Annotated in this window: 28 protein-coding genes and 1 pseudogene; 21 read left to right on the plus strand and 8 right to left on the minus strand. The window is 39.2% G+C overall.

The features are described from left to right. Positions 1–36: 36 nt before the first annotated feature. From hslO to MKL32_RS04800, 3 genes are all read right to left on the minus strand, one after another. Positions 37–912: an Hsp33 family molecular chaperone HslO gene (gene hslO / locus MKL32_RS04790; RefSeq protein ID WP_004958672.1), complete on the minus strand. Its 876-nt coding sequence runs from the start codon at positions 910–912 to the stop codon at positions 37–39. Positions 913–1031: 119 nt separating this feature from the next. Then, on the minus strand, positions 1032–2852 hold the full coding sequence (locus MKL32_RS04795; protein WP_126131678.1) for a cation:proton antiporter domain-containing protein: 1821 nt from the start codon (positions 2850–2852) through the stop codon (positions 1032–1034). A 34-nt stretch (positions 2853–2886) separates the two neighbouring features. Then, positions 2887–5112 carry a primosomal protein N' gene (locus MKL32_RS04800; protein WP_164546258.1) on the minus strand — a complete coding sequence of 742 codons (2226 nt, stop codon included), beginning with the start codon at positions 5110–5112 and terminating at the stop codon, positions 2887–2889. A gap of 200 nt (positions 5113–5312) precedes the next feature. Between MKL32_RS04800 and gspF the strand changes: the two genes are divergently transcribed. From gspF to MKL32_RS04815, 3 genes are all read left to right on the plus strand, one after another. Then, on the plus strand, positions 5313–6518 hold the full coding sequence (gene gspF / locus MKL32_RS04805; RefSeq protein ID WP_004957567.1) for a type II secretion system inner membrane protein GspF: 1206 nt from the start codon (positions 5313–5315) through the stop codon (positions 6516–6518). 23 nt (positions 6519–6541) lie between these two features. Next, positions 6542–6979: a type II secretion system major pseudopilin GspG gene (gspG, locus tag MKL32_RS04810; protein ID WP_004916750.1), complete on the plus strand. Its 438-nt coding sequence runs from the start codon at positions 6542–6544 to the stop codon at positions 6977–6979. A 263-nt stretch (positions 6980–7242) separates the two neighbouring features. Beyond that, positions 7243–7587, plus strand: a complete 345-nt coding sequence (locus tag MKL32_RS04815) for a hypothetical protein (RefSeq protein ID WP_126131677.1) — start codon at positions 7243–7245, stop codon at positions 7585–7587. 55 nt (positions 7588–7642) lie between these two features. On the opposite strand, the gene lnt is transcribed toward MKL32_RS04815, so the two are convergent. Together lnt and MKL32_RS04825 are read right to left on the minus strand one after the other, a co-directional pair. After that, on the minus strand, positions 7643–9202 hold the full coding sequence (lnt, locus tag MKL32_RS04820) for an apolipoprotein N-acyltransferase (protein WP_126131676.1): 1560 nt from the start codon (positions 9200–9202) through the stop codon (positions 7643–7645). Next, positions 9199–10038, minus strand: a complete 840-nt coding sequence (locus tag MKL32_RS04825) for an HlyC/CorC family transporter (protein ID WP_004916742.1) — start codon at positions 10036–10038, stop codon at positions 9199–9201. The genes lnt and MKL32_RS04825 overlap by 4 nt, the downstream gene beginning before the upstream one ends. A 175-nt stretch (positions 10039–10213) precedes the next feature. Between MKL32_RS04825 and tusA the strand changes: the two genes are divergently transcribed. Together tusA and MKL32_RS04835 are read left to right on the plus strand one after the other, a co-directional pair. After that, positions 10214–10471, plus strand: a complete 258-nt coding sequence (gene tusA, locus MKL32_RS04830; protein WP_004916739.1) for a sulfurtransferase TusA — start codon at positions 10214–10216, stop codon at positions 10469–10471. A gap of 4 nt (positions 10472–10475) precedes the next feature. Next, positions 10476–11072, plus strand: a complete 597-nt coding sequence (locus MKL32_RS04835) for a LysE/ArgO family amino acid transporter (RefSeq protein ID WP_004916736.1) — start codon at positions 10476–10478, stop codon at positions 11070–11072. A 12-nt stretch (positions 11073–11084) separates the two neighbouring features. Here MKL32_RS04835 and MKL32_RS04840 read toward each other — a convergent pair whose 3' ends face one another. Then, the gene (locus MKL32_RS04840; protein WP_004916732.1) at positions 11085–11699 is read right to left on the minus strand and encodes an HvfX family Cu-binding RiPP maturation protein; all 615 of its coding nucleotides are present in this window, start codon (positions 11697–11699) and stop codon (positions 11085–11087) included. Positions 11700–11860: 161 nt separating this feature from the next. On the opposite strand from MKL32_RS04840, the gene MKL32_RS04845 reads away from it, so the two are divergent. The 5 genes from MKL32_RS04845 to MKL32_RS04865 all read left to right on the plus strand — a co-directional run bounded on the left by MKL32_RS04845 (position 11861) and on the right by MKL32_RS04865 (position 14645). Next, complete coding sequence (locus MKL32_RS04845; RefSeq protein ID WP_004916729.1) at positions 11861–12166, plus strand: HvfA family oxazolone/thioamide-modified RiPP metallophore; 306 nt, start codon at positions 11861–11863, stop codon at positions 12164–12166. A gap of 65 nt (positions 12167–12231) precedes the next feature. Then, positions 12232–13098, plus strand: a complete 867-nt coding sequence (locus tag MKL32_RS04850) for an HvfB family MNIO-type RiPP peptide maturase (RefSeq protein WP_042893800.1) — start codon at positions 12232–12234, stop codon at positions 13096–13098. Then, positions 13095–13826, plus strand: coding sequence for an HvfC family RiPP maturation protein (locus MKL32_RS04855; protein WP_270900272.1), 732 nt, complete (start codon positions 13095–13097; stop codon positions 13824–13826). The genes MKL32_RS04850 and MKL32_RS04855 overlap by 4 nt, the downstream gene beginning before the upstream one ends. Positions 13827–13842: 16 nt before the next feature. Next, on the plus strand, positions 13843–14460 hold the full coding sequence (locus tag MKL32_RS04860; RefSeq protein WP_004958699.1) for an RNA polymerase factor sigma-70: 618 nt from the start codon (positions 13843–13845) through the stop codon (positions 14458–14460). After that, entirely contained in the window at positions 14454–14645 is a 192-nt protein-coding gene (locus MKL32_RS04865; RefSeq protein ID WP_004916718.1) for a zf-HC2 domain-containing protein, read from the plus strand. The genes MKL32_RS04860 and MKL32_RS04865 overlap by 7 nt, the downstream gene beginning before the upstream one ends. 78 nt (positions 14646–14723) lie before the next feature. Here MKL32_RS04865 and MKL32_RS04870 read toward each other — a convergent pair whose 3' ends face one another. Further along, positions 14724–16436 carry an electron transfer flavoprotein-ubiquinone oxidoreductase gene (locus MKL32_RS04870; RefSeq protein ID WP_270900273.1) on the minus strand — a complete coding sequence of 571 codons (1713 nt, stop codon included), beginning with the start codon at positions 16434–16436 and terminating at the stop codon, positions 14724–14726. A gap of 187 nt (positions 16437–16623) precedes the next feature. Between MKL32_RS04870 and MKL32_RS04875 the strand changes: the two genes are divergently transcribed. The 6 genes from MKL32_RS04875 (at position 16624) to MKL32_RS04900 (ending at position 21565) form a co-directional block, all read left to right on the plus strand. After that, positions 16624–17235, plus strand: a complete 612-nt coding sequence (locus tag MKL32_RS04875) for a DUF1285 domain-containing protein (RefSeq protein ID WP_004916713.1) — start codon at positions 16624–16626, stop codon at positions 17233–17235. A 44-nt stretch (positions 17236–17279) separates the two neighbouring features. Further along, a complete protein-coding gene (murI, locus tag MKL32_RS04880) occupies positions 17280–18152 on the plus strand; it encodes a glutamate racemase (RefSeq protein ID WP_004958706.1) in 873 nt (290 codons plus the stop codon). 110 nt (positions 18153–18262) lie between these two features. Next, on the plus strand, positions 18263–19291 hold the full coding sequence (locus MKL32_RS04885; protein ID WP_004957594.1) for a DUF4062 domain-containing protein: 1029 nt from the start codon (positions 18263–18265) through the stop codon (positions 19289–19291). A gap of 69 nt (positions 19292–19360) precedes the next feature. Continuing rightward, positions 19361–20377 (plus strand): ferrochelatase, encoded by a 1017-nt coding sequence (hemH, locus tag MKL32_RS04890; RefSeq protein ID WP_004916701.1) that lies wholly within the window; start codon positions 19361–19363, stop codon positions 20375–20377. Between the two features lie 30 nt (positions 20378–20407). Continuing rightward, a complete protein-coding gene (locus MKL32_RS04895; protein ID WP_004916699.1) occupies positions 20408–21052 on the plus strand; it encodes an MBL fold metallo-hydrolase in 645 nt (214 codons plus the stop codon). 228 nt (positions 21053–21280) lie between these two features. Then, entirely contained in the window at positions 21281–21565 is a 285-nt protein-coding gene (locus MKL32_RS04900; protein ID WP_270900274.1) for a hypothetical protein, read from the plus strand. 65 nt (positions 21566–21630) lie between these two features. Here MKL32_RS04900 and MKL32_RS04905 read toward each other — a convergent pair whose 3' ends face one another. After that, entirely contained in the window at positions 21631–21822 is a 192-nt protein-coding gene (locus tag MKL32_RS04905; RefSeq protein WP_004916696.1) for a DNA gyrase inhibitor YacG, read from the minus strand. Between the two features lie 90 nt (positions 21823–21912). On the opposite strand from MKL32_RS04905, the gene MKL32_RS04910 reads away from it, so the two are divergent. The 5 genes and pseudogenes from MKL32_RS04910 (at position 21913) to MKL32_RS04930 (ending at position 26308) form a co-directional block, all read left to right on the plus strand. Next, positions 21913–22557 carry an SAM-dependent methyltransferase gene (locus tag MKL32_RS04910; protein ID WP_442866713.1) on the plus strand — a complete coding sequence of 215 codons (645 nt, stop codon included), beginning with the start codon at positions 21913–21915 and terminating at the stop codon, positions 22555–22557. Next, entirely contained in the window at positions 22550–23752 is a 1203-nt protein-coding gene (locus MKL32_RS04915) for a TIGR03862 family flavoprotein (protein WP_270900276.1), read from the plus strand. Before MKL32_RS04910 ends, MKL32_RS04915 begins: the two co-directional genes overlap by 8 nt. Before the next feature lie 118 nt (positions 23753–23870). Continuing rightward, positions 23871–25149: pseudogene (gene dctA / locus MKL32_RS04920) on the plus strand (C4-dicarboxylate transporter DctA). A gap of 113 nt (positions 25150–25262) precedes the next feature. Continuing rightward, positions 25263–25676: a GFA family protein gene (locus MKL32_RS04925; RefSeq protein ID WP_004916686.1), complete on the plus strand. Its 414-nt coding sequence runs from the start codon at positions 25263–25265 to the stop codon at positions 25674–25676. A gap of 23 nt (positions 25677–25699) precedes the next feature. Then, positions 25700–26308: a flavin reductase family protein gene (locus tag MKL32_RS04930; protein ID WP_136700502.1), complete on the plus strand. Its 609-nt coding sequence runs from the start codon at positions 25700–25702 to the stop codon at positions 26306–26308. Positions 26309–26430 lie beyond the last annotated feature (122 nt).

Below are 26430 nucleotides of genomic sequence, written 5' to 3' on the forward strand. Positions count from 1 at the left end.
AAGACGGCAGCCCGTCTTTTTTATGAGAAAAATCAATTAACTCAAATGTTCACCAAATAAGCCTAATGCTTCTTCGGCGGTAAATTCATAGCGTGCATTACAGAACTGGCAATCCATTTGGATTGGGTTTTGTGCTTCAAGCGTTTCATGAACTGCATGAACACCAATTTGAATCAATGCATTGGCACAACGCTCTTTTGAACAAGTACAGCCGAATTTGAGCTGTTCAACTTCTGGTAAGCGAACCTCTTCCTCATTGTATAGTCGATACAAAATCTCATTGGCTGGAAGATCTGTTAGTTCTTCTGATTTGAGTGTTTCAGTTAACATTCTCAAACGTGGCCATATATCTTCATCAACAAGTTTTTGTTCTTCCTCATCGTTTCGAGGTAAGAGCTGGATTAAAAGACCACCAGAACGCTCTCCATTGGTTGCTAGTACAATATGTGTTGGGATTTGCGCTGACAAATCATAATATTGCATTAGACAACCTGCTAAAGTCGGTTGATCAAGAGGTACAATCCCTTGGTAACGTTCACCATGTTCAGGTTCGATATTGATAAAAAGAACAGGGGTGGTGAGGGCTGCCAAAACAGTTCGACTGTCACTACCTTCATTAAATCTTGGATCTTCTTCGTAATCAGCTAATGCACGTACTTCACCTAAATGATTACACTCCGCCATTGCCCATTTGAATGTCCCGCTCGCCTGAATTTGTAGGCTGATGCGCCCACGAATTTTAAGCGTGCTTGCAAGTAATGCCGTTGCGCTGAGCATCTCACCTAAAAGGCTTTTAACCGCAGGCATGTATTCTCTTTGAGCCAAAATCGTTTGTAATGTTTCTTCTAGATGAACCACTTCACCACGAACAGGACAGTCTTCGATATAAAAGCGTTGGCGTAAATCAGACATATTTTTCTCCAATACCCCGTTAGGGGAAAACAAAGCAATGCTTTGCCTTGAAAAGCGCTTATGGCTTTATAAGAAGGTGAATGGTTATGCAGTCAATAATGGTGTCAGTTTACGAAAACTCAAGATATTTCCTGCTGAGAATTTGCTTCACTTTGTGTATTTTGCTCATTCATCAAACGATGTTTTGCTAAAATAGATGTGTTTTCAAATAAATATTCAAGTTCTGCAAGTGCATTCGGGTAGCGCTCTATTTGATCGTCTTCATCATATGTACTGTAATGCGATCTCAAAAGCATCTGATCGTGCTGTTTAAACTCTTCAATTCGAGTTTTTGTCTCATCAATTGATAGACCTGTTTCGATCAGCACATCTTCCGCCATACCTAAAGATGAGAGATAGGTTTCACGATAAATTTGTTGCACGCCTAATTGATGCAGTAGGTGGGCATGATGTCGATCACGAGCACGTGCAAATAAAATTAATTCTGGATAATTCAAACGAAGGTGACGAGCGAGATTCATACTATCCTCAACATCATCAATCACTAAAATTGCCAGCTTACAGTGTTCTATACCAGCGATACGAAGATTCTCGATTTGAGTCACGTCAGCATCAATAAAGCGATGTCCATATTGTTCTATAAAATGAGCAGCAGGTTGATTGCTATCAATGACGCTAAAGTGTTGACCTTGCGCATGTAATACTCTAGCGATGATTTGCCCAAAGCGCCCGAAACCTAGAATTAGAATCGGATGTTGCGCAACTTCGTCTGAATCGGGCTGAACTGGCTTTTTCAAGATCAAAGGTAAAACTTTAGAATTCACCAGCCAAAATAAAGGTGGAGTCAAAAGCATTGACCCAAATACCACGACTAGAGTTGGCTGTAATATTTGCGTACTGATGACTTTTTCACTTTCAGCAATTTTGAGCAAGATAAAGGTTAACTCTCCACTTTGTGCCAGCAATACAGCGGACAGGTTACTGAGTTTTAGTTGGCGTTGTTGAAAATAGCTTGTCACTCCAATAATGCTTGCTTTAATCACCACAAGCCCAACGATCGCAGCGACAATAAAAACAGGAGTTTGGAATAAGGGATTGAGTGTTAGGTTCAATCCTAAAGCAAAAAACAGAAGTCCGATGAGCGCATGTTTAAAGGGTTGAATAAAGTTTCCGATCTCAGTACGAAAATCAGTTTCAGCAAGCACTAGACCTGCTAAAAAGGCAGCGATTAAGATATGAATATTTAAAATCTGTAGTATCAAAAAAATACTGAGTAAAACCAGCGTGCTGAGGATGGGAAGAAGTTCCAGACTTTTATGACGCGCTAAATAATGAAAAGCTGGACGCACTAGATAGCGGCTTGCTAAAAATAACCCCGAGATTGTTGCAATGATTGCAGCAAAATAGGCGATACCATGACGTGTAGTTGCGGTATCTTCGAGTAATGGAAACAGGATAATAACAATAACAGCGAAACAACTTTGTAGTTGAGCTGCGGTTAAACTATTTTGTCCTAATTGACTATGAACCTGATTTTTTTGCTCTATAAATTGTTGTACTAAAAAGACAGATGAAAAGCTCAGGGATAGCCCCAAAAGACAGCCTAGTAACAACTGATCCAACAAGAGAAAGCATACGACACAGAGAACAATGCTAATCAAAGCCAAAGGCATAGCATAGAGCTTTAAGACACGATGACGTTGTTGCCACAGTTGTTTAGGTTTTAAATAAAAACCTAGGAAAAACAAAACGGCCAACATGCCTAAGTCGGTTAAAAGTTGAATTTCATCAACATCATCAATCAGTTTGAAAACACTAGGACCTAACAACAGTCCTGCAATCGTAAAGCCTAAAATCGTTGAGAATGTATAACGCTTTGCGATAGGTGCAAAAATTAATGCTGCTACGAGGAAAAAAAGGACAGTAATCAATAAAGACATTTAATGCCTCGAATCTAAAATTCTTATCGTGAATTCAACTAAACTCTTGTGGATCAACATCAATTGATAATCTGAGTTGATGTTGGCGAGGTAAATGTACCACTTGTTGCCACCATTGACGTAAATAAAAATGCAGTTTTGCTCGGTCGGCAGATAAAATCACCATATGCGCTCGATAACGCCCTGCTTTGCGTTCCATTGGGGCAGGAATAGGTCCCCAAATTTCAATAATATTTGCTGCAATAGCTCTTAAGCTTTGTGCTGCTTCCATCAAAAACTGTTGACTGTAATCACGATCTTTCGACTCCACACGGACTAAAACAGCGTAACGATAAGGCGGTAACATCGCAACTTTACGCTCACTCAGCATTTGTTTTGCAACAGCACGATAGTCTTGTTCAATCAAGGTTGTGAGCATTGGATGATCGGGTCTTAAACTTTGTAAATATACGCTGCCTTTATGTTCACCACGTCCTGCACGTCCTGCAACTTGTATGATTAATTGTGCTGTGCGCTCAGGTGCTCTTGGGTCTACGCTTAATAATCCTGAGTCGATATCCAGAATAGCGACTAATGTGACGTGTGGGAAATGATGTCCCTTCGCCAGCATTTGAGTACCTAACAAGATGCTTGGTTTATTCTGTTGAATTCGATCATAGATTTTTTGCCAACTACCCACACGACTTGTACTGTCACGATCTACCCGAATTACTTCATGATGGGGGAATAACTCGTGTAACTGTTCTTCAACTTTTGCAGTTCCAGCACCAATGCTTTTTAAGGTTTGATGTTTACAAGCAGGGCATTCGTCTGGCAGGCGATTGATCGTACCGCAATGATGACAGTGTAAATAAGAATAAGGCTGTGAATGTACAGTGAAATGTGCATCACAATGTGGGCAATTTGCTTGCCACCCACAACTTTCACACAGTAAAACAGGAGCGTAACCTCGACGGTTTAGAAAGATAAGAACCTGTTCTTTGCGCTCTAAAGTTAATTTAATTTGATCAATTAGGTTTTGACTGATGCCATTTTTCTTCTTTGCTACTTTTAGATCAATCACATGCATTTTCGGTAAGACCGCAGTTCCAGCACGTTGATTGAGTTCAAGTAAATGCAATTTACCAGACTCCACTAGATAATAACTATCAATACTTGGTGTAGCAGAACCCAAAATCACAGGGCAATTGTGTAAATGACCACGATAAAGGGCGACATCACGAGTGTGATAACGGAAACCCTCTTGTTGTTTATAAGAGAGATCGTGTTCTTCATCTAAAATGATCAAACCTAGATGCGGCAAAGGGGTGTAAATCGCAGAACGCGTTCCAATGATGATAGATGCTTTACCAGTTTGTGCATGTTGCCAAGCTTGCAAACGTTTTGAATCATTAAGTCCCGAGTGCAGTAAAGCAACATCGCAATGAAAACGTGATTTGAAGCGTGCGACTGTTTGAGGTGTCAAACCAATTTCAGGCACCAACACCAAGACTTGTTTACCTTGCTTTAGAACCTCATGCATGACTTGCAAATAGACTTCGGTTTTACCGCTGCCTGTAAGTCCATCTAGTAAAAAGGCTTGGTAACGTTGTTGAGCTTTGAGTATTTGTTGGATTGCTCGCTTTTGATCTTCGTTCGGCGTTAAAGGCATTTGTGCAAGTTGTACAGGCATCGGTGTAAAGTCATGAGCTTCAAGCTGACATTCAACCAGTCCTTTTTTTTCCAATGCCTTTAATGTTGCAGTTTCTACACCACTAAGATTTAAAATATTTTCGGTAGCGCCATGTGGATGAAGTTTTAGAATCTGATAGGCATCGTATTGCTTTTGAGAACGTTTTAATAAAGATTCTGGATCGTCATGCGCAAGAATATTCCAGTGGTGAAATAAAATATCTAAGGCACGACCCTGTCTTAAAAGTGCAGGAAGTGCACTTTGCATCACTTCACCAATCGGGAATTGATAATACTGCGCAGACCATGTCAACAAAGTTAAAACTTGTTGGTCTAAGATAGCATCTTCATCAAGAAGTGCTGTAATCGGTTTAAGTTTGAACTGCCCTGTAAACGGCTCATTTGGATCAACTTTCTCAGTAATGATACCGATCAGGTTTTGGCGACCAAATGAAACAGAAACACGTGCGCCTATTTGAGCTTGCAGGTATTGCTCTGCACTGACCGTATAGTCAAACGTGTCATACACATAGACGGGTAATGCAACTCGAATACGGTAAAGAATAGCGTTAGAATTTTCGGTAGGCATATTGGCTTTATTCACGTGTAAAATGGCATGACGTCATATCATGGAATTATGCTAAAGTGCTTTGCACAAGGCGTATCAAATATTCAAATCAAAACAGTAATTTTACGATCTTGATGAATATAGAATGGAACTATCGTTCCTTATTCCTTACATGGATGCAACAGTAACGACAACTATTTTTGGACAATTAGAACAGAACCATGCCTGCTTATCAATTTACTGCAATCGATGCTGCTGGAAAGCAACACAAAGGTGTGCTGGAAGGCGATTCCGCTCGACAAATTCGTCAACAGTTGCGTGACAAAGCGTGGACACCGATTGCTGTTGATGCGGTTGAGCAAAAAGACAAGCAACAACAGCGATCATGGTTTAGAAAAAGCTTTAGTGCTTACGATTTGGCACTGATGACACGACAGTTATCTGTTTTAGTCGCAGCAGGCATTCCTTTGGAAGAAGCACTGCGAGCTGTGAGCAAGCAGAGTGAAAAGTCACACGTTCAAAACCTTTTAATTTCGGTTCGATCAAAGGTTTTGGAAGGACATTCACTGGCACAAGCAATGCAACAATCAGGACGGTTTCCAGAATTGTATATTGCGACGGTTGCTGCTGGCGAAAGGTCTGGACATCTGGATCTGATCTTGGATCAGCTTTCTGATTACACTGAAAATCGTTTTGCGATGCAGAAGAAAATTCAAGGTGCAATGATCTATCCGATTATCTTGATGTTGATGTCATTTGGGATCGTGATGGGATTGATGACTTATGTTGTTCCTGAAATCGTAAAAACCTTTGAACAAAGTAAAGAGGCATTGCCTTGGATCACCGTGTTATTGATGAAAATTAGTGCGTTTATTCGTCAAACATGGATAGGCATGTTGATCATTGGTTTTATTGCTCTCATTCTGTTTACGAGGTTTTTAAGAACAACTGCAGGGCATTATGCATTTGACCGATTAACACTCAAATTGCCACTATTTGGTAAACTTTCACGTGGTATAAATGCTGCACGGTTTGCCAGCACACTATCAATTTTGACACGTTCAGGTGTTCCTTTGGTTGAGGCTTTGCGCATTGGTGCAGAGGTGAGTAACAATTGGGTGATACGTGATTCGATTGAAGTCGCAATGGAGCGTGTAACAGAAGGTGGTAATTTGGCAACACAGTTAGAACGTTGCGGTTATTTTCCACCAATGATGGTACAAATGATTCGTAGTGGTGAGGCTTCAGGTGAGTTAGACCGCATGTTGGATCGTGCATCTACGATGCAAGATCGAGAAGTCACGACTTTTATCTCCACCTTATTGGCACTGCTAGAACCTCTGATGTTGGTTTTTATGGCAGCGATTGTATTGGTGATCGTGATTGCGGTAATGTTGCCAATTATTAATATGAACAATATGATTTGATGAATTGCATGAAAGAGATGAAAATGAATAAGCAAAAAATGTATATGAAGCAATCTGGCTTCACGTTAATTGAAGTGATGGTTGTGATTGTCATTTTAGGTGTTCTAGCTGCATTGATCGTTCCGAACGTGATGGGACGCGGCGAAAAAGCTAAAGTTGATACCACGCAAATTACTTTAAAAGGTGTTGCTGGCGCTTTAGATCAATATAAATTAGATAATGGGCGTTACCCATCGATGCAAGATGGTGGTTTAGATGCATTAGTGAATCAACCTGCAACCGCAAAAAATTGGTTGCCTGGTGGCTATGTGAAAGGTGGTTATCCTAAAGACAGCTGGGAAAATGACTTACAATATGTGATTCCAGGTCGTGAAGGTCGCTCTTTTGATTTGTATTCGTTTGGTGCAGATGGAAAAGAGGGTGGTGAGGGTAATGATGCAGATATTTATTATCAACCATAAATTCTAATTAAAACGATCACTTCACTTTTAGAATAAATAAATCAAGAGTGAAGTGATAATGTTTCTTAATTCATAAAATAATCATAAATTTATGAAAAACATGATAATAATATAATCAAACTAATTTGAGATTTATAATAAGAATTATTCCCATATTTAATAGTTACAAGAAACAGAAGTGATTCATTAAATTAAACTTTTTATTTAGATTAAAGCTTTGCATAATAAATTCAGATCATTTAAATGGGTGATGGAGAAATCAGATGAAAGCATTTTTTTTGTTAGATGAACTGAATCAGTTTCATTGGGCAATGCTTAAATCTGTATTGCTCATTTTAAGTTTATTACCTGTCTGTGAAGGGGCATTAAACTTATGGCAAGCGGCTGAAGGAAGTAGTCAAATCGTCATTGGCTTTTTTGCGATCAGTTTATTGAGTACGTGGTTTATTGTTTGTTTCTTAAGTGCTTTGAAAACCAGTATTTGGAATATTAGTAATCTAATTCCAAAATATGAACAATTCATTTTTAAGGCTTATCGAGCTTTGCCGATGTTTTTCTTATCTGGTTTAGTCGCGTATCTCACGGTACAGTTTTCAATCTTATTTTAATTTGAATATTATGAATAAAAAAAGAGCGCTTTGGATTCAAAACGCTCTTTGGAAATTATCGACGTGATTTAAATGAAATATCGACTTTTCTAGGACGATATATCCAACCGATAATTAAAAGTAGAACAGAGAAAATAAGAATCGGGAAATCACTTAAACGATTATAAAGTGTTTGACCTTGCATCGCTGGTAAATCACCACGTAATACCGCTTCGTGATCCATAGGAGCCTGTTTCACAATATGACCATTCTGATCAATAAAGGCCGTGACGCCTGTATTGGTTGCACGAATAAACCAACGACCATTTTCTTTGGCACGCATTTGCACCATTTGTAAATGTTGCCAAGGTCCAGCCGTTCCTGTAAACCAAGCATCATTTGAAACTGTGATTAAAAAGTCGCTATTGAGCGCATTACGGCGAGTGAGATTTGGATAAGCCACTTCATAACAAATTGCAGCTGCAAGCGCATGTCCTTTCACAGACAATGGTTTTTGATCTGATTCTCCGCGAGAAAAACCACTCATACTTACATCGTTCTGCATTGCAGGAAGTACCCATTTCAACATTCCAGACAACGGAATGTATTCACCAAAGGGTACGAGGCGTTGCTTTTTATATAAGCCAGACGATTCACTACCAGAAGCCATGATACTGTTGTAGTACAAAGGCTCACCTACTTGTTGTGATTTAGGGATGTCCCAATAAGGAATACCCGTAACCCAAGCAGTATCTGATTTTTTAGCCTGTGCATCCATTGTTTTTAAAAAGTCAGGAATGTCTGTTTGAAACAGAGGAATCGAAGATTCAGGCCAAACAATTAAATCACGTCCCCATTCAGCACGACTCAGGTTGGCATAGATTTCCAAGGTTTTAATTTGATATTCAGTCAACCATTTCAGGTCTTGAGGAATATTGCCTTGGATTAATGAAACACTGAGCGGTTTTTCTGTTTTGGGTTGTACAAATTGAATGAAACCCGCACCCCATGCACCTAAGATCAGTAAACCAGATGGGATGGCCCAAAACCAACGACGATTGAGGATTTCGACAAGAGCACATGCGAGCACGATCACGACAAACGATACAGCATAGACCCCAAATAAAGGCGCATAACCATCTAATAATCGTTCTGTGAATGCATAGCCTGCAAAAAGCCATGGAAATCCTGTGAAGACCCATGTCTTTGCCCATTCAAATAAAACCCAAAGTGGTGCAAATGTCAGTGGAGTTTCAGGGAAAAATCGACGGTAAAGCCAAGTCTGAAAAGCGGTAAATAAGCCCATTGCGGCTGCCATAAAGGCAATCATCAAAACGCTTAAAAAGGAGTTAGTATCACCATAGACGTGAATGGAGGTATATAACCAAAATGCACCTACGAACCACAATCCGAATCCGTATGCCCAGCCCAATACAAATGCCTGTCTAGGATTACGCTGGCGTAATACGGCATAGAGTAAAGCAGGAGATAAGATTGCTAACCACCAAAAGTAATACGGTGCGAGCGCAAAACTAAAGATTGCACCTGAAATAAGTGCAATCAGGAGTGGAAAGATAAACGGAAGCTGTTTGTGGGTTTGGGATGGGTTGAACAGCTTTTCAAAGTAGCTTCTCATTGACGGACAGCTCGAATCAGATGAATAGTGCGTGCATCTGCTTCAATAATGGTAAATTCCCAATCACCAAGTTCAATCGTCTGACCTTGTAGATCGCTCACTAAACCGATTTCTTGCAGCAGTAAACCGCCCATAGTTTCAACTTCATCGTCAGAAAAATCTGCATCTAAAATTGTGTTGAAATGTTCAATTGGTGTAAGTGCTTGAACAATCCAAGTATTTGCTGTGGTTGGATCATTGTCAGGAACAATGTACAAAGCTTCTTCATCAGCAATGTCATGTTCATCTTCAATTTCACCAACGATCTCTTCAAGAATATCTTCCAGAGTAACTAAACCAGAAGTTGAACCATATTCATCAATCACAATGGCGATATGCGTTTGTGTGTTTTTTAACATACGAAGCACTTGATCTGATCGCGCACTTTCAGGAACAAACACAGGTTGGCGCATCAATGAGCGAATGTCGACTTTGACATTGCGTTCAGTGAGAAATGGCAATAAGTCTTTTGCGAGAAGAATGCCCACAACATTGTCAGTTTGATCAGCAGAAAAAACGGGAAAGCGAGAGTGTGCTGATTCAATTAAAACATGCAAGATGTCAAGCAGTTGATCATCTTCTTGTAAGCTAATAATTGCAGTACGAGGTGTCATAACCTCTCGAATCTTCGTTGCTGGCAGATCTAGAACACCTTCAAGCATTGCGACTGTGTCGGGTTCTAAGAAGCGACGTGAATCTTGAACTAACTTAAGTAATTCATCGCGAGTTTCAGGTGCAGTACCTAACCATTTTCTTAAGCCACGCATACCCCACGACGGACTGGATTCATCGACCATGATCTTTCCTAAAGACTCTCTATATCAATTAGATGATTTTCATCATACCGAAGAAAAAGCGGATATGCATCAATAAAACGATGCAAGAAATGTACAGTTTTTCAAAAAAGTGCAGGTGATTTCTACAGTATGACTTTATGATAAAATGTGAAAATTAGCATATTTGAGTTATATGATGTCTGAACAAACCAAACTCCCAACAGTACAACTTAATACCCGTGGTTTACGTTGTCCTGAACCAGTGATGATGCTGCATCAAGCGATTCGTAAAGCAAAATCTGGGGATGTGGTAGAAGTTTTTGCAACAGACCCTTCAACTTCTTGGGATATTCCTAAATTCTGCATGCATCTAGGGCATGAATTACTGTTGAAAGAAGAGTCTTTAGATGAAAATAGCAATACTGAATATCATTATTTAGTACAAAAAGGTTAATCGTTTGCTTTCGACCTATTTCTCAGGTTTTGCGCTGGGACTTTCACTTATTCTCGCAATTGGTGCACAAAATGCTTTTGTTTTAAAGCAGGGATTGCTCAAACAGCATGTATTTTGGGTATGTCTGATCTGTGCTTTATCTGACGCATTTTTAATTTGTTTAGGTGTGTTTGGATTTGCTTCAATATTGAGTCAACAAGCATGGTTGATTCAAGCTATGAAGTATTTCGGCGCACTTTTTTTATTTATTTACGGCGCCCGCAGCTTTTACAATGCTTATAATTCGCAGTCAGGTTTAATTGCCTCTGAACAAGAAACAACGACTTTCTGGCAAACGATAGTTTTATGTCTCAGTTTCTCTTGGTTAAATCCGCATGTCTACTTAGACACGGTTGTATTATTAGGTTCAATATCTGCTCAATATGCAGATAAGATCTCTTTTGCTAGTGGGGCAGTATCAGCGTCATTTTTATTCTTTTTTAGTTTAGGATTTGGGGCGAGATTATTGCGTCCTGTATTTGCAAATCCTAAAGCTTGGAAAGTCTTAGATCTATTGATTGGCTGTATCATGTGGTTGATCGCACTTTCACTATTAAGATAGGTGTTTATGCACCTATCTTTTTGATTTAATTACTTTTCGACTGATCCAGTAATCACAACTTACATATCTTCCACCGCCAAGAACCAGTAGTGCACCCAACATAACCAAATAGGTCACTGCAAACTCAACGCCATTATTCAATATGACAAATGAGCCACTTGATGTAAGCCAATCATAATTTCCATAAGTGCTCAGAATCTCTCTCGCTTTCTCTAGTTTTTCAGCCGATTCAATTACTTGCATATTTGCAAAAGGAGCATGTGGATCAGCAATGGCTTGCCATCCATTTTGAATGTGTACAGTAAAGATAGCGACCAGCATAGTGATAATCAATGGAATACAAATCAGTCGCGTTGCAAGACCTAAGGCAAGTAAGACAGCACCACCTAACTCAGCCGAAATTGCAAGGCTAGCCATAACCAATGGGAAGGGTAAGCCCAAGCCCCATTCACTATTGCCAAACCATTCAACTGTATCATTGAAATGTTGTAGTTTATTGTGTCCAGCCATCCAAAAAATAGGAATTAAATATAGGCGAAGCGCTAAAGAAGCGATTCCATCAAAATAATTTAAGTTGGAACCCAAATTCTGATAGCGTTTATGTAAAGAATAAATTAGATTTTTCATGAGAAATTCACAACGAATAAGTTTTATTAGTTATTAGTCGTTTGAATTTTTGATTTCTTACACAAAAAAAATCTAAATTTGACTGTAATAATTTGATTGTTCGCACGTCTAATTTTATGTACCTAGTACAAAAGCAATATTTACTTAAAAGGAACTTCACAATGAATAAATTAAACTCAATGACTTCGGTTGCCGCTTTAGTTGCATTATCTATGGTTGGTGCAGCAACCCAAGTTTCGGCAGCATCGACGACGACTGAAACACATGTGACTAAAACTGCAGATGCAAAATGTGGTGAAGCGAAATGTGGTTCAGATAAAGCGAAAAAACAACACAAAACTACTGATGCAAAATGCGGCGCAGATAAAAAAGCTGCGGATGCTAAATGCGGTGCAGACAAAAAGATGGCAGATGCAAAATGTGGAGCAGACAAAAAAGTGGCTGATGGGAAGTGTGGCGCTCATTAAGCCTTAAGCAGACGGTAGATGACAGCATCTAAAAAGATGGCTGTCATTCACCAAAAGGATTCTTTATGGATGCAATCACAAGTGTGGGTCTTGGTCTAAGACGAGATTTTATCGAGGCATTTTTAGGTGCGACTCACCATCCTGACTTTATTGAAGTTGCTCCAGAAAATTGGATGGGCTTTGGTGGTCGACATGCGAAACTTCTAGCTCAGTGTGTAGAAAAATCTCCATTAATTTGTCACGGACTCTCTTTGTCGATTGGTGGTCCTCATCCCTTAAATATTGATTTTATTCATCAAATCAAAAAATTCTTAGATACTTATCAAGTCGAGATTTATTCGGAACATCTGAGTTATACCAATGATGGTGGCTATCTATACGATCTCTTGCCTATCCCAATGACTGAAGCTGCTGTGAAGTATGTAGTGGAACGAATTTCTCAAGTTCAAGATATTTTAGGGCGAAGATTAGTATTAGAAAATGTTTCTACTTATCTTATGCCGAATGCTGAAATGTCTGAGGCAGAGTTTGTCCGTGAAGTAATCACACAAGCAGATTGCGAATTATTGTTGGACGTGAATAACGTTTATGTAAATAGTATCAACCACCAATCAGATGCTTATGCTTTCATTGAAGCTATGCCGAAACAACGTATTCGTTATTTACATATAGCAGGGCATGAACAGGTGAGTACAGATTTACTCATTGATACTCATGGTGCTGAAGTATGTGATCCCGTGTGGGCATTGTTGGAATACACTTATCAGGTATGTGGTGTGAAACCAACGTTATTAGAGCGCGATTTTAATATCCCAACATGGCAGCAACTTCAGAGTGAATTGAATAAGATTCAGCAGTTACAGCATCAATATTCAAATCAACACACACTAATCCCAATGAGCCAGAATTTGGTCGATGGGGTGAATGTATGAGTATGAATGAGCATACTTTTCAGCAGACCCAACATGTTTTTTGTAACTGGCTGCGTGATCCAAATTCAGTAAAAGCAGTGCCTTTTGCTTTGGATCGTATGCAAGTTTATCGAGAACTGTTGTTCAACAATGTTTGCTCATTTATCAATTTGGTTTATCCGGTGGCTCGATCTTTATTGCCTGAGCAGCAATGGCAACAGTTACTGGCGGATTTTTTTCGAGAATCTCAGAATCAGTCTCCGCTTTATAACGATATCTCATTGCAATTCAGAGAGTTTCTCACAGAAAAACAGCATCCTATTTTATTTGAATATCCGTGGCTTACTGAGCTGTTGCAATACGAATGGCTTGAACTGTACTTGGATACACTTGAAATTGAAGATGTTACTTTGAATGCCGAATTAAATTGGCAGCTGACTACACAAGTTTGGGTGTTGGTGTATCAATATCCTGTTTACCAGTGGTCAATCAATCAAATTAACAAAGATCCCGCTCCAAGTGCCATCATGGTTTGGCGAAACAAACATGATCGGGTTTGTGTTGAATTATTGACTCCATTAACCGCTTATCTAATAGAGCAATTAGCACAACAACCATTGCCGCGAATAGCACTCGCTGAGTTTATCCAGCAAATAATTCCTGATCTATCGTTCAGTGAAGTGAATACTCAACTGGATGAACTTGCAGAAGATTTGATCCGCTTAGAATTGTTATACAAACCTGACTAGCATAGTGAGAAACGCGATGCCTGAAATGACAACATCGAATGCTAATGCATCGCAGCAACTGTATAACGATGATTTTCTGATGGAACTACGACAACAAATGATGAAATTTGCAGTATTGCAACTTTCTTCATTTCATCAAGCTGAGGATGTTGTGCAAGAAGCTTTAGTCAGTGCTTTACAACATTCAGGTTCTTTTTCTGGTCGATCAGCATTTAAAACATGGGTATTTGCTATTTTAAAAAATAAAATTGTTGATCTGATTCGTCAGAAGCAACGTTTAGTCAGTATGTCTGAATTGTTTGATACGGAAGAAAATGAGCGAAGCGTGGATGAGTTGTTTGATGCTTCAGGGCATTGGCAAAAATCAGAAAGACCAAAAGCATGGTTGAATCCTGAGGAAATGATGGAGCAGCAAGATTTTTGGATGATTTTCGATACCTGTTTGAATCATTTACCAGCAAAGTATGCACAAGTGTTTATGTTGCGGGAAATGATTGAACTTAGTTCAGATGAAATCTGTGAGAAATTAGAGCTAAGTGTCTCAAACTTGAACGTTTTAATGTATCGCAGTCGAACCAGACTACGTGAATGCTTAGAAAACAAATGGTTACTTCAGGAGGATTGTTCATGTTGACGTGCCGAGAAGCGACCCAATTGCTTTCAGAAAAACAAGATCGGACACTGAACTTCAAAGAAATGAGTGCCTTACAGTTTCATGTGGTGATGTGTAGTTCGTGTCGACGTTTTGGCAAGCAGATGAAGAGCTTAAGTTTGTTATCAAAACAATATAAAAAATTTGATGAAAAACAGAAAGATTAAAATAAGAAAGCCTCATATTTCATGAGGCTTTCTTAGCTTAATTCGTACTAAAAACTGAGTTTCAGCACAAATTAAAAATTACATATTCGGGTAGTTTGGACCACCGCCACCTTCTGGCGTTACCCATGTAATGTTCTGTGATGGGTCTTTAATATCACAAGTCTTACAGTGTACACAGTTCGCAGCGTTGATTTGGAAGCGTTTAGAACCGTCATCATTTTCCATCACTTCATAAACACCAGCAGGGCAATAACGTTGAGCAGGCTCATCCCATTTTGGTAAGTTTACGTTGACTGGAATAGATGGATCAGTCAGCTTCAAGTGAGCTGGTTGATTCTCTTCGTGTACAGTATTTGAAATAAAGACAGAAGATAAACGATCAAATACTAACTTGCCATCAGCTTTCGGATAGTTAGGTTTGAATGTTGACGCATCTACAGTTTTAAGTACAGCAAAGTCTTGTTTTAAGTCATGTAATGTAAATGGTACTTTAAAGACATTTTGGTCAATAAAGTTGAACGCACCACCAATCCATGTACCAAACTTATGCATCGCTGGACCAAAGTTACGCGCTTGATATAACTCTTCTTTTAACCAAGAGTTGTTATATTTATCTGTATAAGCAGTTAACTCTTTAGCAAAATGATCATCGCCTTCAAGTACACGAGCAATGGCAAGATCACCACCTTTTGCTACACCAGCAGCGATGGCTTCAAATACAGCCTCGCCACATAACATGCCTGACTTCATTGCAGTGTGTGAGCCTTTGATTTTTGAGAAGTTCAAGAAACCAGCATCATCACCGATCAAGCAACCGCCTGGGAATGTTAGTTTAGGTAAAGAGTTGAAACCACCTTTCACTACCGCACGCGCGCCGTAAGAAATACGCTTACCACCCTCTAGGAATTGCTTAATCGTTGGGTGTGTTTTCCAACGTTGCATTTCCATGAATGGATACATGTGAGGGTTTTCGTAAGATAAGTCTACAATCATACCCAAAGTAACTTGGTTATTTTCAGCGTGATATAACCACCAACCACCTGCAGAACCTGTCTCAGACAAAGGCCAACCCGCACCATGCATTACAAGACCAGGCTTGTGTTTTGCAGGATCGATTTCCCAAAGTTCTTTGATACCAATACCATAATGTTGTGGATCAGCATCTTTATCTAAATTGTATTTAGCAATTAAACGCTTACCGAGGTGACCACGGCAACCTTCAGCGAATAATGTATATTTCGCATGAAGTTCATAACCAGGAGTAAAGTTGTGTGTTGGCTCACCATTTTTGCCAATACCCATATCACCTGTTTGGATGCCTTTTACAGTACCATCTTCATGATAAAGTACTTCAGATGCAGCAAAACCAGGGAAAATAGAAACTTCTAATTCTTCAGCTTTTTGACCTAACCAACGAACAACGTTACCAAGAGAAATGACATAGTTCCCTTCGTTGTGCATTGATTTAGGAACCATCCAATGCGGCATCTTTTGTGCTTTAGTATCAGATAATAAGAAATAAGTTTCGTCATCCGTTACAGGAACATTCAGCGGAGCGCCTTCTTCTTTCCAGTTCGGGAACAATTCATTCATGGCACGTGGTTCAAGTACAGCACCAGAAAGGATATGCGCACCAACTTCAGAGCCTTTTTCAACCACACAGACTGAAAGGTCAGGTAGGTTGTTTTCAATCGCTAATTGACGAATTTTAATCGCAGCAGATAAACCCGCAGGTCCAGCGCCTACGATCACTACGTCAAACTCCATCGCTTCACGTTCGATGTGTTCCATGTAGGACTCCTCATATTTTAAGGGTGGCAACCGTAATCATTGCTATTCGGTGCTGCCATGAGTGTTCTGAATTGCCAAGCACAAAACTATCTATTGCGCTTGCAAACGTTTGGGATAGTATAGTTTTAAACCTTGATCTCGCCAATTGGCTGAGTGGTCATATTTTCCCGTCAGCAAGGCATAAACTATGATAAATGAAAATGATTCTCCACAGAATACAGGAAAAATCGTGTTGTCTGATGATAAAAACTTAATGAACATTGCACAATACTTAAAAGATGTACAGCAAAGTCACAAAAGGTCAATTCCACCTTTAGACCAATGGCATCCAAAGCATTGTGGCAAAATGGATTTGAAAGTAAAAGCCAATGGTGAGTGGTGGCACGAAGGTCAATTGGTTAAGCGTCAGGCACTCTTAGATCTGTTTAGTAAAGTGCTTTGGAAAGAAGATGGAAAATTCTACTTAAAAACACCAGTTGAACAGATTGAAATTGAAGTTGAAGATGAGCCTTTACTCATCAATCAAGCTGATCAAATAGAACTAGATGGAAAAAAATATCTACAACTTACGACCAGTAATCAAGATGTCGTCATTGTGGATGAACAGCATCCGATTTTTATGCGTGAATATGCAGGTGAGTTAAGACCTTATGTTCATGTTCGATTTGGAATCAATGCCTTGATTCAGCGTCAAAGTTTTTATCATCTCGTGAATTACGGCACTTTGTCTGAAAATTCACAAGGTGAAGCTGTTTTAACATTAAAAAGTGGTGATTTAGTCTTGCATTTGAGCACCTGAGGTTTAATCTTTAACAGAGATATTTCACCACTACGTTTTCGTGTATGACAGCTGTTCAACCTATCGCAGAGTTATTAAATCCTATGCCTCATGCATCCTCAGATGCTCCGATAGGTGTATTTGATTCTGGGATTGGAGGCTTGTCGATTGCTCAAGAAATTGCCTCTCATTTACCCAATGAGCGCATTCTTTATTATGCTGACACCGCTCATGTACCTTATGGGGCGCGTTCTGATCAAGAAATTCGTGAGCTAACGGCAAAAGCAATTGAATGGCTTTATAGGCAAGGTTGCAAAATCGCTGTCGTTGCCTGTAATACAGCATCAGCATTTAGTTTGGATTATCTGCGTGAACATTATGGTGAGCATTTTCCGATTGTCGGCTTAGTGCCAGCGTTGAAACCTGCTGTACTTCAGACGCAATCAAAAGTCGTCGCTGTGCTAGCAACACCTGCAACGTTTCGTGGTAAGTTAATTAAAGAAGTTATGCTTAAGTTTGCAGAGCCTGCAGGTGTGAAAGTTTTAACTGTTACGAGCCTCAAACTTGTGCCTTTTGTAGAGGCAGGAGAGCAGATGAGTGAAGCATGTTTAGTTGAGCTTCATAATATTTTGCAACCAGTGGTAGATCAGGGGGCAGATTTTCTTGTACTAGGCTGCACTCACTATCCATTTTTGAAAGATGCTATTCGTCAGATTTTTAATGAAAAGTTAAAATTAATCGATTCAGGACAAGCAGTTGCGCGACAAACAGCGTATATTTTAATAAAAAATAGGTTATTATGTGACAAAATAAGTCATAATATTACACGTATTGAATGTTTCGTTAGTGGACAGAATGCAGTCGAGTTACATCCCGTAGTTCAGCATCTTATGTCGTCACAATTGACGTGGACAATCAATAATTTGGATGAAGTTTAGATATTAAGCTCGACTCATACCATATTTAAAATTTTATTTGGGGTTATCTGTTAATAGGTTTTTGGGCGGTTTAGCTTAAACTTATGGATAAGTGAAGTGGGGCACAGGCTATGCAAGATACTCGTTATCAAGTCTTTATTTCTACGTCTGGCAATGAAATGCAACCAGAGCGAGCAGTACTGACTCAAACTTTGGTGGGAATGGGCTTTTTCTCTTGGGGCTTGGAACAACGCACGCCATTGAGCACATCGATCGCCCGACGTCAAATTGATGACTGCGATTACGTGGTGATTTTGCTTGGCAGCCAGTATGGAGAACAATCTGTGTCTGGCGTAGGTTATATGCATTTAGAGTATATCTATGCGATGACCAAGCAAAAACCTGTGATTGTATTTATGCATGAAGATCCCGACTCGCGTGACTTACAATTGCAAGATAATAAACCTGAATTAAAAGAAAAATTTAAAGAGTTTAGAAAACAGCTACAGCATGATGTTGATCAAATATTTACATACCGTACCTTAAGAGATTTGGAACTAGCTGTTCGTTCGAGCATGCCACAAATGTTAGAGCGTTATCCTGTGGTAGGTTGGGTACGTCCTCAGAACACTCAAGTTTTACAAGATGAGATCGATAGTTTACGCGCCAAACTAAAACAACTCGAAACTGAGATGGGTAGTCGTGAAGCAGATCCAATTTCAATGTTACCTAAGGTTTCAATGCATGAGCTTTATTCTTTTGAATATCGTATGCATGCCTACCAAGATGGTAATTTTAAAGACATCAAAACGTTCCGTAAATTAACATGGGCACAATTGCTCAATGTACTTGGTTCATCTTTTGTTAGTCCAACTCCTGAAGAATATTTTTCAAAACGTATGAATGAATATTTAAATGAAACAGGTTTGGAAGATGCGCGTAAAGAGATGCCAAGAGCACACGCCGTTTCAAGAGCACAGATCAATATACGTGCTTTGCATGAGATAAAAATGCAAATGCGTCAGAACGAATGGATTGTACCTACGGGACGTGATGATCGCCAACGTATGTTATGGCAGTTGACGCATAAAGCTCAAAAGCTATTGGAAAGTAATGTCCTAGATAGTAATCGGGTTTTTCAATTTAAAACAATGCATTAAACCAATTTAAAAAAGAATCATAAAGCTGCTAAAGTAATTGAAGAAATTCAGCTATAGCGGAAACGATCTATGTCAGCGACACCAAAACCAAAAGTCACTGTGATTTTAGCAAATTTAGGTACGCCCGACGAAGCGACTGCACCAGCAGTACGTCGTTTTTTGAAGCAATTTTTATCTGACACGCGTGTAATTGAAATACCAAAATTTATTTGGTGGGTGATTCTACATGCTTTTGTTCTTCCATTTCGCCCAAAACGGGTTGCTCAAGCGTATGCCTCAGTTTGGTCAACTGACTCACCAATGCGTGAAATTGTTCTCAAACAAACACAATTGATAAAACAGCGTTTGCTGGATGAAAATCATCAATTTGACTTAACGGTTGTGCCTGCCATGACTTATGGCCAACCAAGCATTTATGCAGTATTTGAGCAACTTGAGAAAGTGCCTCAAGAGCATGTGATTTTATTACCATTATTCCCGCAATATTCTGCGACATCGACTGCACCTTTATATGATGCTTTTGCACGATGGATTCCAAATCAGCGCCATTTGCCTGGAATAACCATGATCAAAGATTATTATCAGCATCCATTATTCATTCAAGCGTTGGTGGATAGTGTGCTTGCTTATCAAGAGCAGCACGGAAAACCTGAAAAATTATTGATGTCATTTCATGGTATTCCTCAGCCTTATGCAGACAAAGGTGATCCTTATGCAGATCGTTGTCGTATGACCGCAAAACTAGTTGCTGAAGCATTGCATTTAAATGAAGATGAATGGGCAATCAGTTTCCAATCTCGTTTTGGTAAACAAGAGTGGGTTAAACCTTATACCGATGTTTTATTGGAACAATGGGGACAAGCAGGGGTTCGATCTGTACAAGTGCTGAGTCCTGCTTTTTCAGCAGATTGTCTGGAAACATTAGAAGAATTGGCAGTTGAAAATAAAGAAACTTTCCAACACGCTGGTGGTGGAGAATATGCTTATATTCCTGCGTTAAATACTGACCAAGCACATATAGATTTGCTTGCAAGTCTGGTTCAGGCTAATCTTGATGCTCTTACTCATACCTTAGCTCATCGTTAAGACGATCTTCTTTCACGCCAGAGGTTTTTTATGCTGCAAGTCAAAATTGTTCCTGTTACCGCATTTGCTCAAAATTGCTCAATTTTATGGGACAGTGAAAGCAAAGAGGCGGTTTTGATTGATGCAGGTGGCGATGCAGCAGTACTAAAAAAAGAAGTTGAGGCTTTGGGTTTAACCGTTAAGGCACTATGGTTGACGCATGGACATCTTGATCATGCTGGTGCTGTAGGAGAATTGGCTGAAGCTTGGAAAATTCCTGTGATTGGTCCGCATAAAGAAGACCAATTCTGGTTAGATATGATTCAAGAAGTCTCAGCACGTTATGGTTTCCCAATTCCCCAACCTGTTAAAGTCGATCAGTGGTTAGAAGGTGGTGAAACCTTAAAACTGGGTGAAGACGAGTTCGAGGTGCGTTTTGCACCAGGACATACACCTGGTCATGTGATGTTTTACAATCAAAAGCATGGTTTGCTTTGGACGGGTGATGTGTTGTTTAAAGGCTCGATTGGACGTACAGATTTTCCAAAAGGAAATCATCAGCAGTTACTCGATTCGATTAAAAGAGAATGCTTTAGCTTACCTGATGAAACTCAGTTTATTTCGGGTCATGGTCCAATCAGCACAATCGGTTACGAGAAACAATTCAACCCATTCGTTGCAAGTAAAGCAGGATAGTCTTTTTAGAAATCGTGATTTAAAAATGTTTATCAACCTACCTGTTTAAGTTAGGTTGATTTTTTACTTTAATTATTTGATAAAAAATAATAAATTTAATGAAATAGCATTTTAAATAATAGTAAATTAAGTGACATGTTTAAGATTTAACTAAATTTTTTTATGGGGTTAATAATGAGAAAACTATTTATTATTGGAAGCAGCTTGATTCTGACAAGTTGTATGAACATGCCAACGCCTCCTGCACAAATTACGGGAGCATATACCTCGGGATTAAAGTACGAGAATTATTCATGTAGTCAACTTGCCAATGAAATTAACTCACTTGCAAGACGTGAAAACCAACTTGTTATTGCTCAAGAACAACGAATCAAAACCAGTACAACACAAGCTTTTTGGTTAGGATATGGACAAGGGGATGGTATTGAAGCTAGTGAGCTTGCCAACGTTAAAGGTGAGAAGGAAGCTGTTAGGTTAGCTATAGAAAATAAAAGTTGTATATTAAACAAATAGATTTAATAACTATTTGTTTAATATCGGGAAGTTGGGTTGTGGTTTGAAGTGATAAGTATATTTTACTAATCCTCGTATTCATCTTCATGACGTTTATCGCCTGCCTGAGGTGCATCTTGGGTAGGCAGTTTGTATTCATCGTTTGCCCAAGCCCCTAAATCAATCAGCTTACAACGCTCTGAGCAAAATGGGCGAAATTCATTACCTTCCCAAGTGCTGTCTTGTCCACAACGTGGGCAGGGGAATGTACGTGGCATAGAAAATTCCTACATCAAAAACAAATAGATTAGGCAAAAGCAAAGTGAATTGTTAGACTTATGCCGATTTCTAGATAGTTTGATGTGAATATGTCGATTCGTCAATTTCAAGCGCACCGAATGCAAGCACCACGTGATTTTCAGGTGATTCCGAATACGCCGATTTGTGTTGAAATCGGTGCGGGTAAGGGTAAACATGCTTTACTGTTCACAGGGCAAAATCCGCAAACGACGTTGTATGCCATCGAACGAACTAAAGAAAAATTTTTAGCGATGCAAAAACAGCATCAGCATGAACCACGTGAATATTTATATCCCATACACGCTGATGCTTTGCCTTGGGTCGTACATGCTTTACATCCTGCACAGGTAGAACAGTTTTTTATTCTTTATCCAAACCCAGAACCCCATAATCCAGCACAGCGTTGGTTAAATATGCCGTTCTTTGAGTTTTTGCTTTCACGTCTTCAGCCGAATGGCACCATTACTTTAGCGAGTAATATTGAAGAGTATATTGATGAAGCTGAACAGCAACTGATTCAATTGTGGAAGTTGCCTTATGAAAAGCAAAAAATAGCAACAGACTCTGCACGTACACATTTTGAAGTCAAGTACTTGGAACGTGGTGAACTTTGCCAACAGTTGATCATCACCAAGCCTGAAAATTATTCGACTCGTTTTGATGATTTTGCACCTTTGCAAGGTCAAAATACTCAAGAGCAATCTGATGTCTAAACGTATTGCGATTATCGGTGCTGGCCCAGCAGGTTTGATGGCTGCTGAAGTATTGAGCCAATATGATTATCAAATTGACGTTTTTGAGCAGAAGCCTTCAGCAGCGCGTAAGTTCCTTATGGCTGGGAAAACAGGTTTGAATATTTCTCATGCTGAGCCAATCGATACTTTTATTCAACGCTATGATCACTCAGTGTGGTTAAGTCCATGGGTGAGACATTGGGACGCGCAGTGGATTCAAGACTGGATGAAAGGTTTGGGCATAGAGTCCTATGTGGGGAGTTCAGGGCGAATTTTCCCGACCGAGATGAAAGCAGCTCCTTTACTCCGTGCTTGGCTAAAACGATTGGTAGATGATGGGGTGAAGTTTTATTATCGTCATCGTTGTGTCGATGTGACCAAGAATCAGTTAACGATTGAAAACCAAACAGGATGTTACACTGATCATTATGATGCGATTGTGTTGGCCTGTGGAGCTGTTTCATGGTCACAATTAGGCAGTGATGGTGCTTGGCAGCAATGGTTGTCTGAAAATCAAATTGAACCCTTTCAAGCCAGTAATGCAGGTGTATTGAAAGCATGGTCACCATTTATGCAAGACTGTTTTGGACAACCACTTAAACGCGTTGATGCATGGGTGAATGCAGAACATAAAACGCATGGTGATATTGTGATTACTCACTATGGTTTTGAAAGTGGTGTGATTTATAAATTAGGGCGTGATTTAAGAGCTTTGAATCATCAAAAGCAACCTTTCATATTGCATCTGGACTTATTGCCAGATGTCAGTGCCGAACAATTAGAAAAAAAATTACACAGCAATAAAAAGCAATCCCTAACCAATATTTGGCGAAAAGCAGGCTTAGATCACGTCAAAATTAATCTGTTACGTGAAGTCACGAATAAAAGCATATGGTCAGATGCAAAAGAGATGGCTCAGCAGATCAAGAACCTGAATATTTCACTTGATGGCTTTCGTCCAATCGAAGAAGCCATTAGCTGTGCGGGTGGTGTTAAACAGATCGCTTTGTCTTCTCAATTACAATTGCAATCAAATCCTTTTGTGTTTTGTTGTGGTGAAATGCTGGATTGGGATGCACCAACAGGGGGATATTTACTCACTGCTTGTTTTGCAACTGGGCGAGCGGCAGGAACAGGGGTACATCAATACTTAATATCTGACACTATAAGATAATGTTTTAAAAAGTTTTTATAAATTTAATGTATTTTTCATGTTTTAAATAACGCGATTTTTATCTATTGGCGAGTTTCTTGCAAAGTTGAGATTTGTCTTTTTGATATATGAATATTCAATGTTGCAGAGATTCAAATCTAGTCTATTTCTTCAAGTCATTTTTGCGTTAATTCTCGGTATTATCATTGCAATCAGTTTTCACGATTTTTCTTTAGCTTTAAAACCGCTAGGTGATGGCTTTATTGCACTGATCAAGATGCTTATTGCGCCTATTGTTTTCTGTGTAGTTGTGCTTGGATTGTATGGAGCAAATGATCTTAAAAAAATGGGGAAGGTTGGCGCTAAAACGATTTTATATTTTGAGATTGTGACCAGTATTGCTTTGGTTTTGGGAATTGTGATTGCATATGTCTTCAAACCTGGCGTTGGTATGAATATTGATATCACCCAGTTAGATGGAAAGGATTTAAATGTTTATACCGAACGTGCGCACACGATGAGTTCGGGATCAGATTTCTTATTACATATTATTCCTAAAACATTTGTAGATGCTTTTGCTCGTGGTGATATTTTACAAGTCTTATTGATCGCTATTTTGTTTGGTGTCGCTTTACTCATGATTCCAAAGCATTTGGCAGAGTTGGTATGTAAAGCAATCGAAGCTTTTTCTGAAGTGTTTTTTAAGATGATGGCTTTAATCATTCGTTTAGCACCAGTTGGGGTATTCGGTTCAGTCGCTTATACCACTGCTAAATTCGGATTAGATTCATTGGTTCAGCTTGGCTATTTAGTCTTATTGTTTTATGTGACTTGTATTTTGTTTGTACTAATTATTTTAGGTGGAATCCTGAAATTTACAGGTTTAAATATATTTAAATTTCTAAATTATTTTAAAGCAGAACTATCTATTGTATTGGGAACTGCATCCTCCGATTCAGTGTTGCCTCAGATAATGAAAAAGTTAAAAAATCTAGGCATTAAGGATTCCACTGTGGGTTTAGTGATCCCAACAGGCTATTCTTTTAATCTAGATGGATTCTCTATCTATCTATCTAACTCTTGGCGTTATATTTATTGCCCAAGCTTGCAATATTGATTTATCGATGCATGATTTACTTGCAATTTTATTGGTTTCTTTGGTGACTTCGAAAGGTGCACACGGTATCCCAGGTTCTGCACTAGTGATATTAGCTGCAACTTTGTCTGTCATACCTAGTCTTCCAACGATTGGCTTGGTGTTGTTATTGTCCGTTGATTGGTTTATTGGGATTGTACGTGCTTGTACGAATTTGATCGGAAACTGTGTGGCAACGGTTGCGATTGCTCATTGGGAACAGGATATTGATCATGCACGTGCCCAAGCTGTATTGGATCAAAAGATTGAGTTGAATTCCTAGATTAAATCACTATCTGAGACAATAAATAGTTTCTTAAAAATAGCATTTCTAATTTGCATGGAGCTTATATCTAGCCTATATTTTTAATGGAAAATTCATCAAAGGAATGTGCAATGTCTCAAACTTTACCTGTATATCACGGCAGTTGTTTGTGCAACGGTATTCGTTATGAAATCCATGGCGAAATTGGAGATATTGTGCAATGTCATTGTCAGCGTTGTCGTAAAGCCAATGGCACAGCTTATGCCACAAATGCTCCAATTAAAGTAAGTGATTTTAAAATTACGCAAGGTGAGCATCTACTCAAAAAATTTCAATCCACTGAGACGACTCAACGTTGTTTTTGTACAGATTGTGGCTCACCTATTATAAGTATTAAATCAGATATACCTGAGTTTTATCGCCTAAGAATAGGTACTCTGGATACCGCTATTCAGCAAAGACCAACCATGCATATTTTTGCGGCATCAAAAGCAGAGTGGGACTGTATTGCAGATGATTTACCACAATATGTTGAGCGACCATAATCGCTTTAGGTTGAGGATTAAACATGATTTTTGAGACGGCATCGTTAAGCCCAACGGAAGTGTATCGACTTTTAGTCGGTGGGATTACCCCTCGACCGATTGCATGGATCAGCACTTTATCTAAAGATGGTGTCGCCAATATCGCCCCTTATTCATTTTTTAGTGTGGCGAGTTGTAACCCGCCGATCTTATGGTATTCACAAGTGAACCCACAAAGTGGGCAGGATAAAGACACACTTCGAAATCTTATTGATACCCAAGAGTGTGTGGTACATATCGCTGATACAAAACTACTTGAGAAATTGAATTTGTCTTGTGCATCATTAGCTGCTGAGCAAAGTGAATTTGAATATGCTGAGATTGCATCTTGTCCAAGCTATTCAGTACAACCCTTATCTGTTCAAGACTCTTTGGTTCGTTACGAGTGCCGCTTAAGAGAAATTTTAGAGTTCAGCACACTTCCCTCTGGAGGAAAAGTTGCTTTACTCGATGTTCAAGCGATTTATGTAGATGATCGAGTCTGGAATGGAACGATGATAGACCAAGAAAAATTAAACAGTCTTGGAAAAATGGGTGGTGATTTTTATAGTTTAACTAGTGATCTGCGTAAATTATCGAGACCGCAAGTTTAATCGAGATTCAAAAAAGGAGGTTTTAATCCACTGCTGTCCCACAAATATCACAAGAAGAACCTCAATTGAGGTTCTTCTTGTTTTCGCCATTTTTTATCAGGCACAAAGAGTGACCTTAAAAG

Source organism: Acinetobacter sp. AOR34_HL, assembly GCF_027854795.1.
Classification (GTDB): Bacteria; Pseudomonadota; Gammaproteobacteria; order Pseudomonadales; family Moraxellaceae; genus Acinetobacter; species Acinetobacter junii.

Coding starts and splice junctions, on each gene's coding strand:
- hslO (WP_004958672.1), bottom strand. CDS start 912: ATGTCTGATTTACGCCAACGCTTTTATATCGAAGACTGTCCTGTTCGT.
- MKL32_RS04795 (WP_126131678.1), bottom strand. CDS start 2,852: ATGTCTTTATTGATTACTGTCCTTTTTTTCCTCGTAGCAGCATTAATT.
- MKL32_RS04800 (WP_164546258.1), bottom strand. CDS start 5,112: ATGCCTACCGAAAATTCTAACGCTATTCTTTACCGTATTCGAGTTGCA.
- gspF (WP_004957567.1), top strand. CDS start 5,313: ATGCCTGCTTATCAATTTACTGCAATCGATGCTGCTGGAAAGCAACAC.
- gspG (WP_004916750.1), top strand. CDS start 6,542: ATGAATAAGCAAAAAATGTATATGAAGCAATCTGGCTTCACGTTAATT.
- MKL32_RS04815 (WP_126131677.1), top strand. CDS start 7,243: ATGAAAGCATTTTTTTTGTTAGATGAACTGAATCAGTTTCATTGGGCA.
- lnt (WP_126131676.1), bottom strand. CDS start 9,202: ATGAGAAGCTACTTTGAAAAGCTGTTCAACCCATCCCAAACCCACAAA.
- MKL32_RS04825 (WP_004916742.1), bottom strand. CDS start 10,038: ATGGTCGATGAATCCAGTCCGTCGTGGGGTATGCGTGGCTTAAGAAAA.
- tusA (WP_004916739.1), top strand. CDS start 10,214: ATGTCTGAACAAACCAAACTCCCAACAGTACAACTTAATACCCGTGGT.
- MKL32_RS04840 (WP_004916732.1), bottom strand. CDS start 11,699: ATGAAAAATCTAATTTATTCTTTACATAAACGCTATCAGAATTTGGGT.
- MKL32_RS04845 (WP_004916729.1), top strand. CDS start 11,861: ATGAATAAATTAAACTCAATGACTTCGGTTGCCGCTTTAGTTGCATTA.
- MKL32_RS04850 (WP_042893800.1), top strand. CDS start 12,232: ATGGATGCAATCACAAGTGTGGGTCTTGGTCTAAGACGAGATTTTATC.
- MKL32_RS04855 (WP_270900272.1), top strand. CDS start 13,095: ATGAGTATGAATGAGCATACTTTTCAGCAGACCCAACATGTTTTTTGT.
- MKL32_RS04860 (WP_004958699.1), top strand. CDS start 13,843: ATGCCTGAAATGACAACATCGAATGCTAATGCATCGCAGCAACTGTAT.
- MKL32_RS04865 (WP_004916718.1), top strand. CDS start 14,454: ATGTTGACGTGCCGAGAAGCGACCCAATTGCTTTCAGAAAAACAAGAT.
- MKL32_RS04870 (WP_270900273.1), bottom strand. CDS start 16,436: ATGGAACACATCGAACGTGAAGCGATGGAGTTTGACGTAGTGATCGTA.
- MKL32_RS04875 (WP_004916713.1), top strand. CDS start 16,624: ATGATAAATGAAAATGATTCTCCACAGAATACAGGAAAAATCGTGTTG.
- murI (WP_004958706.1), top strand. CDS start 17,280: ATGACAGCTGTTCAACCTATCGCAGAGTTATTAAATCCTATGCCTCAT.
- MKL32_RS04885 (WP_004957594.1), top strand. CDS start 18,263: ATGCAAGATACTCGTTATCAAGTCTTTATTTCTACGTCTGGCAATGAA.
- hemH (WP_004916701.1), top strand. CDS start 19,361: ATGTCAGCGACACCAAAACCAAAAGTCACTGTGATTTTAGCAAATTTA.
- MKL32_RS04895 (WP_004916699.1), top strand. CDS start 20,408: ATGCTGCAAGTCAAAATTGTTCCTGTTACCGCATTTGCTCAAAATTGC.
- MKL32_RS04900 (WP_270900274.1), top strand. CDS start 21,281: ATGCCAACGCCTCCTGCACAAATTACGGGAGCATATACCTCGGGATTA.
- MKL32_RS04905 (WP_004916696.1), bottom strand. CDS start 21,822: ATGCCACGTACATTCCCCTGCCCACGTTGTGGACAAGACAGCACTTGG.
- MKL32_RS04910 (WP_442866713.1), top strand. CDS start 21,913: ATGTCGATTCGTCAATTTCAAGCGCACCGAATGCAAGCACCACGTGAT.
- MKL32_RS04915 (WP_270900276.1), top strand. CDS start 22,550: ATGTCTAAACGTATTGCGATTATCGGTGCTGGCCCAGCAGGTTTGATG.
- MKL32_RS04925 (WP_004916686.1), top strand. CDS start 25,263: ATGTCTCAAACTTTACCTGTATATCACGGCAGTTGTTTGTGCAACGGT.
- MKL32_RS04930 (WP_136700502.1), top strand. CDS start 25,700: ATGATTTTTGAGACGGCATCGTTAAGCCCAACGGAAGTGTATCGACTT.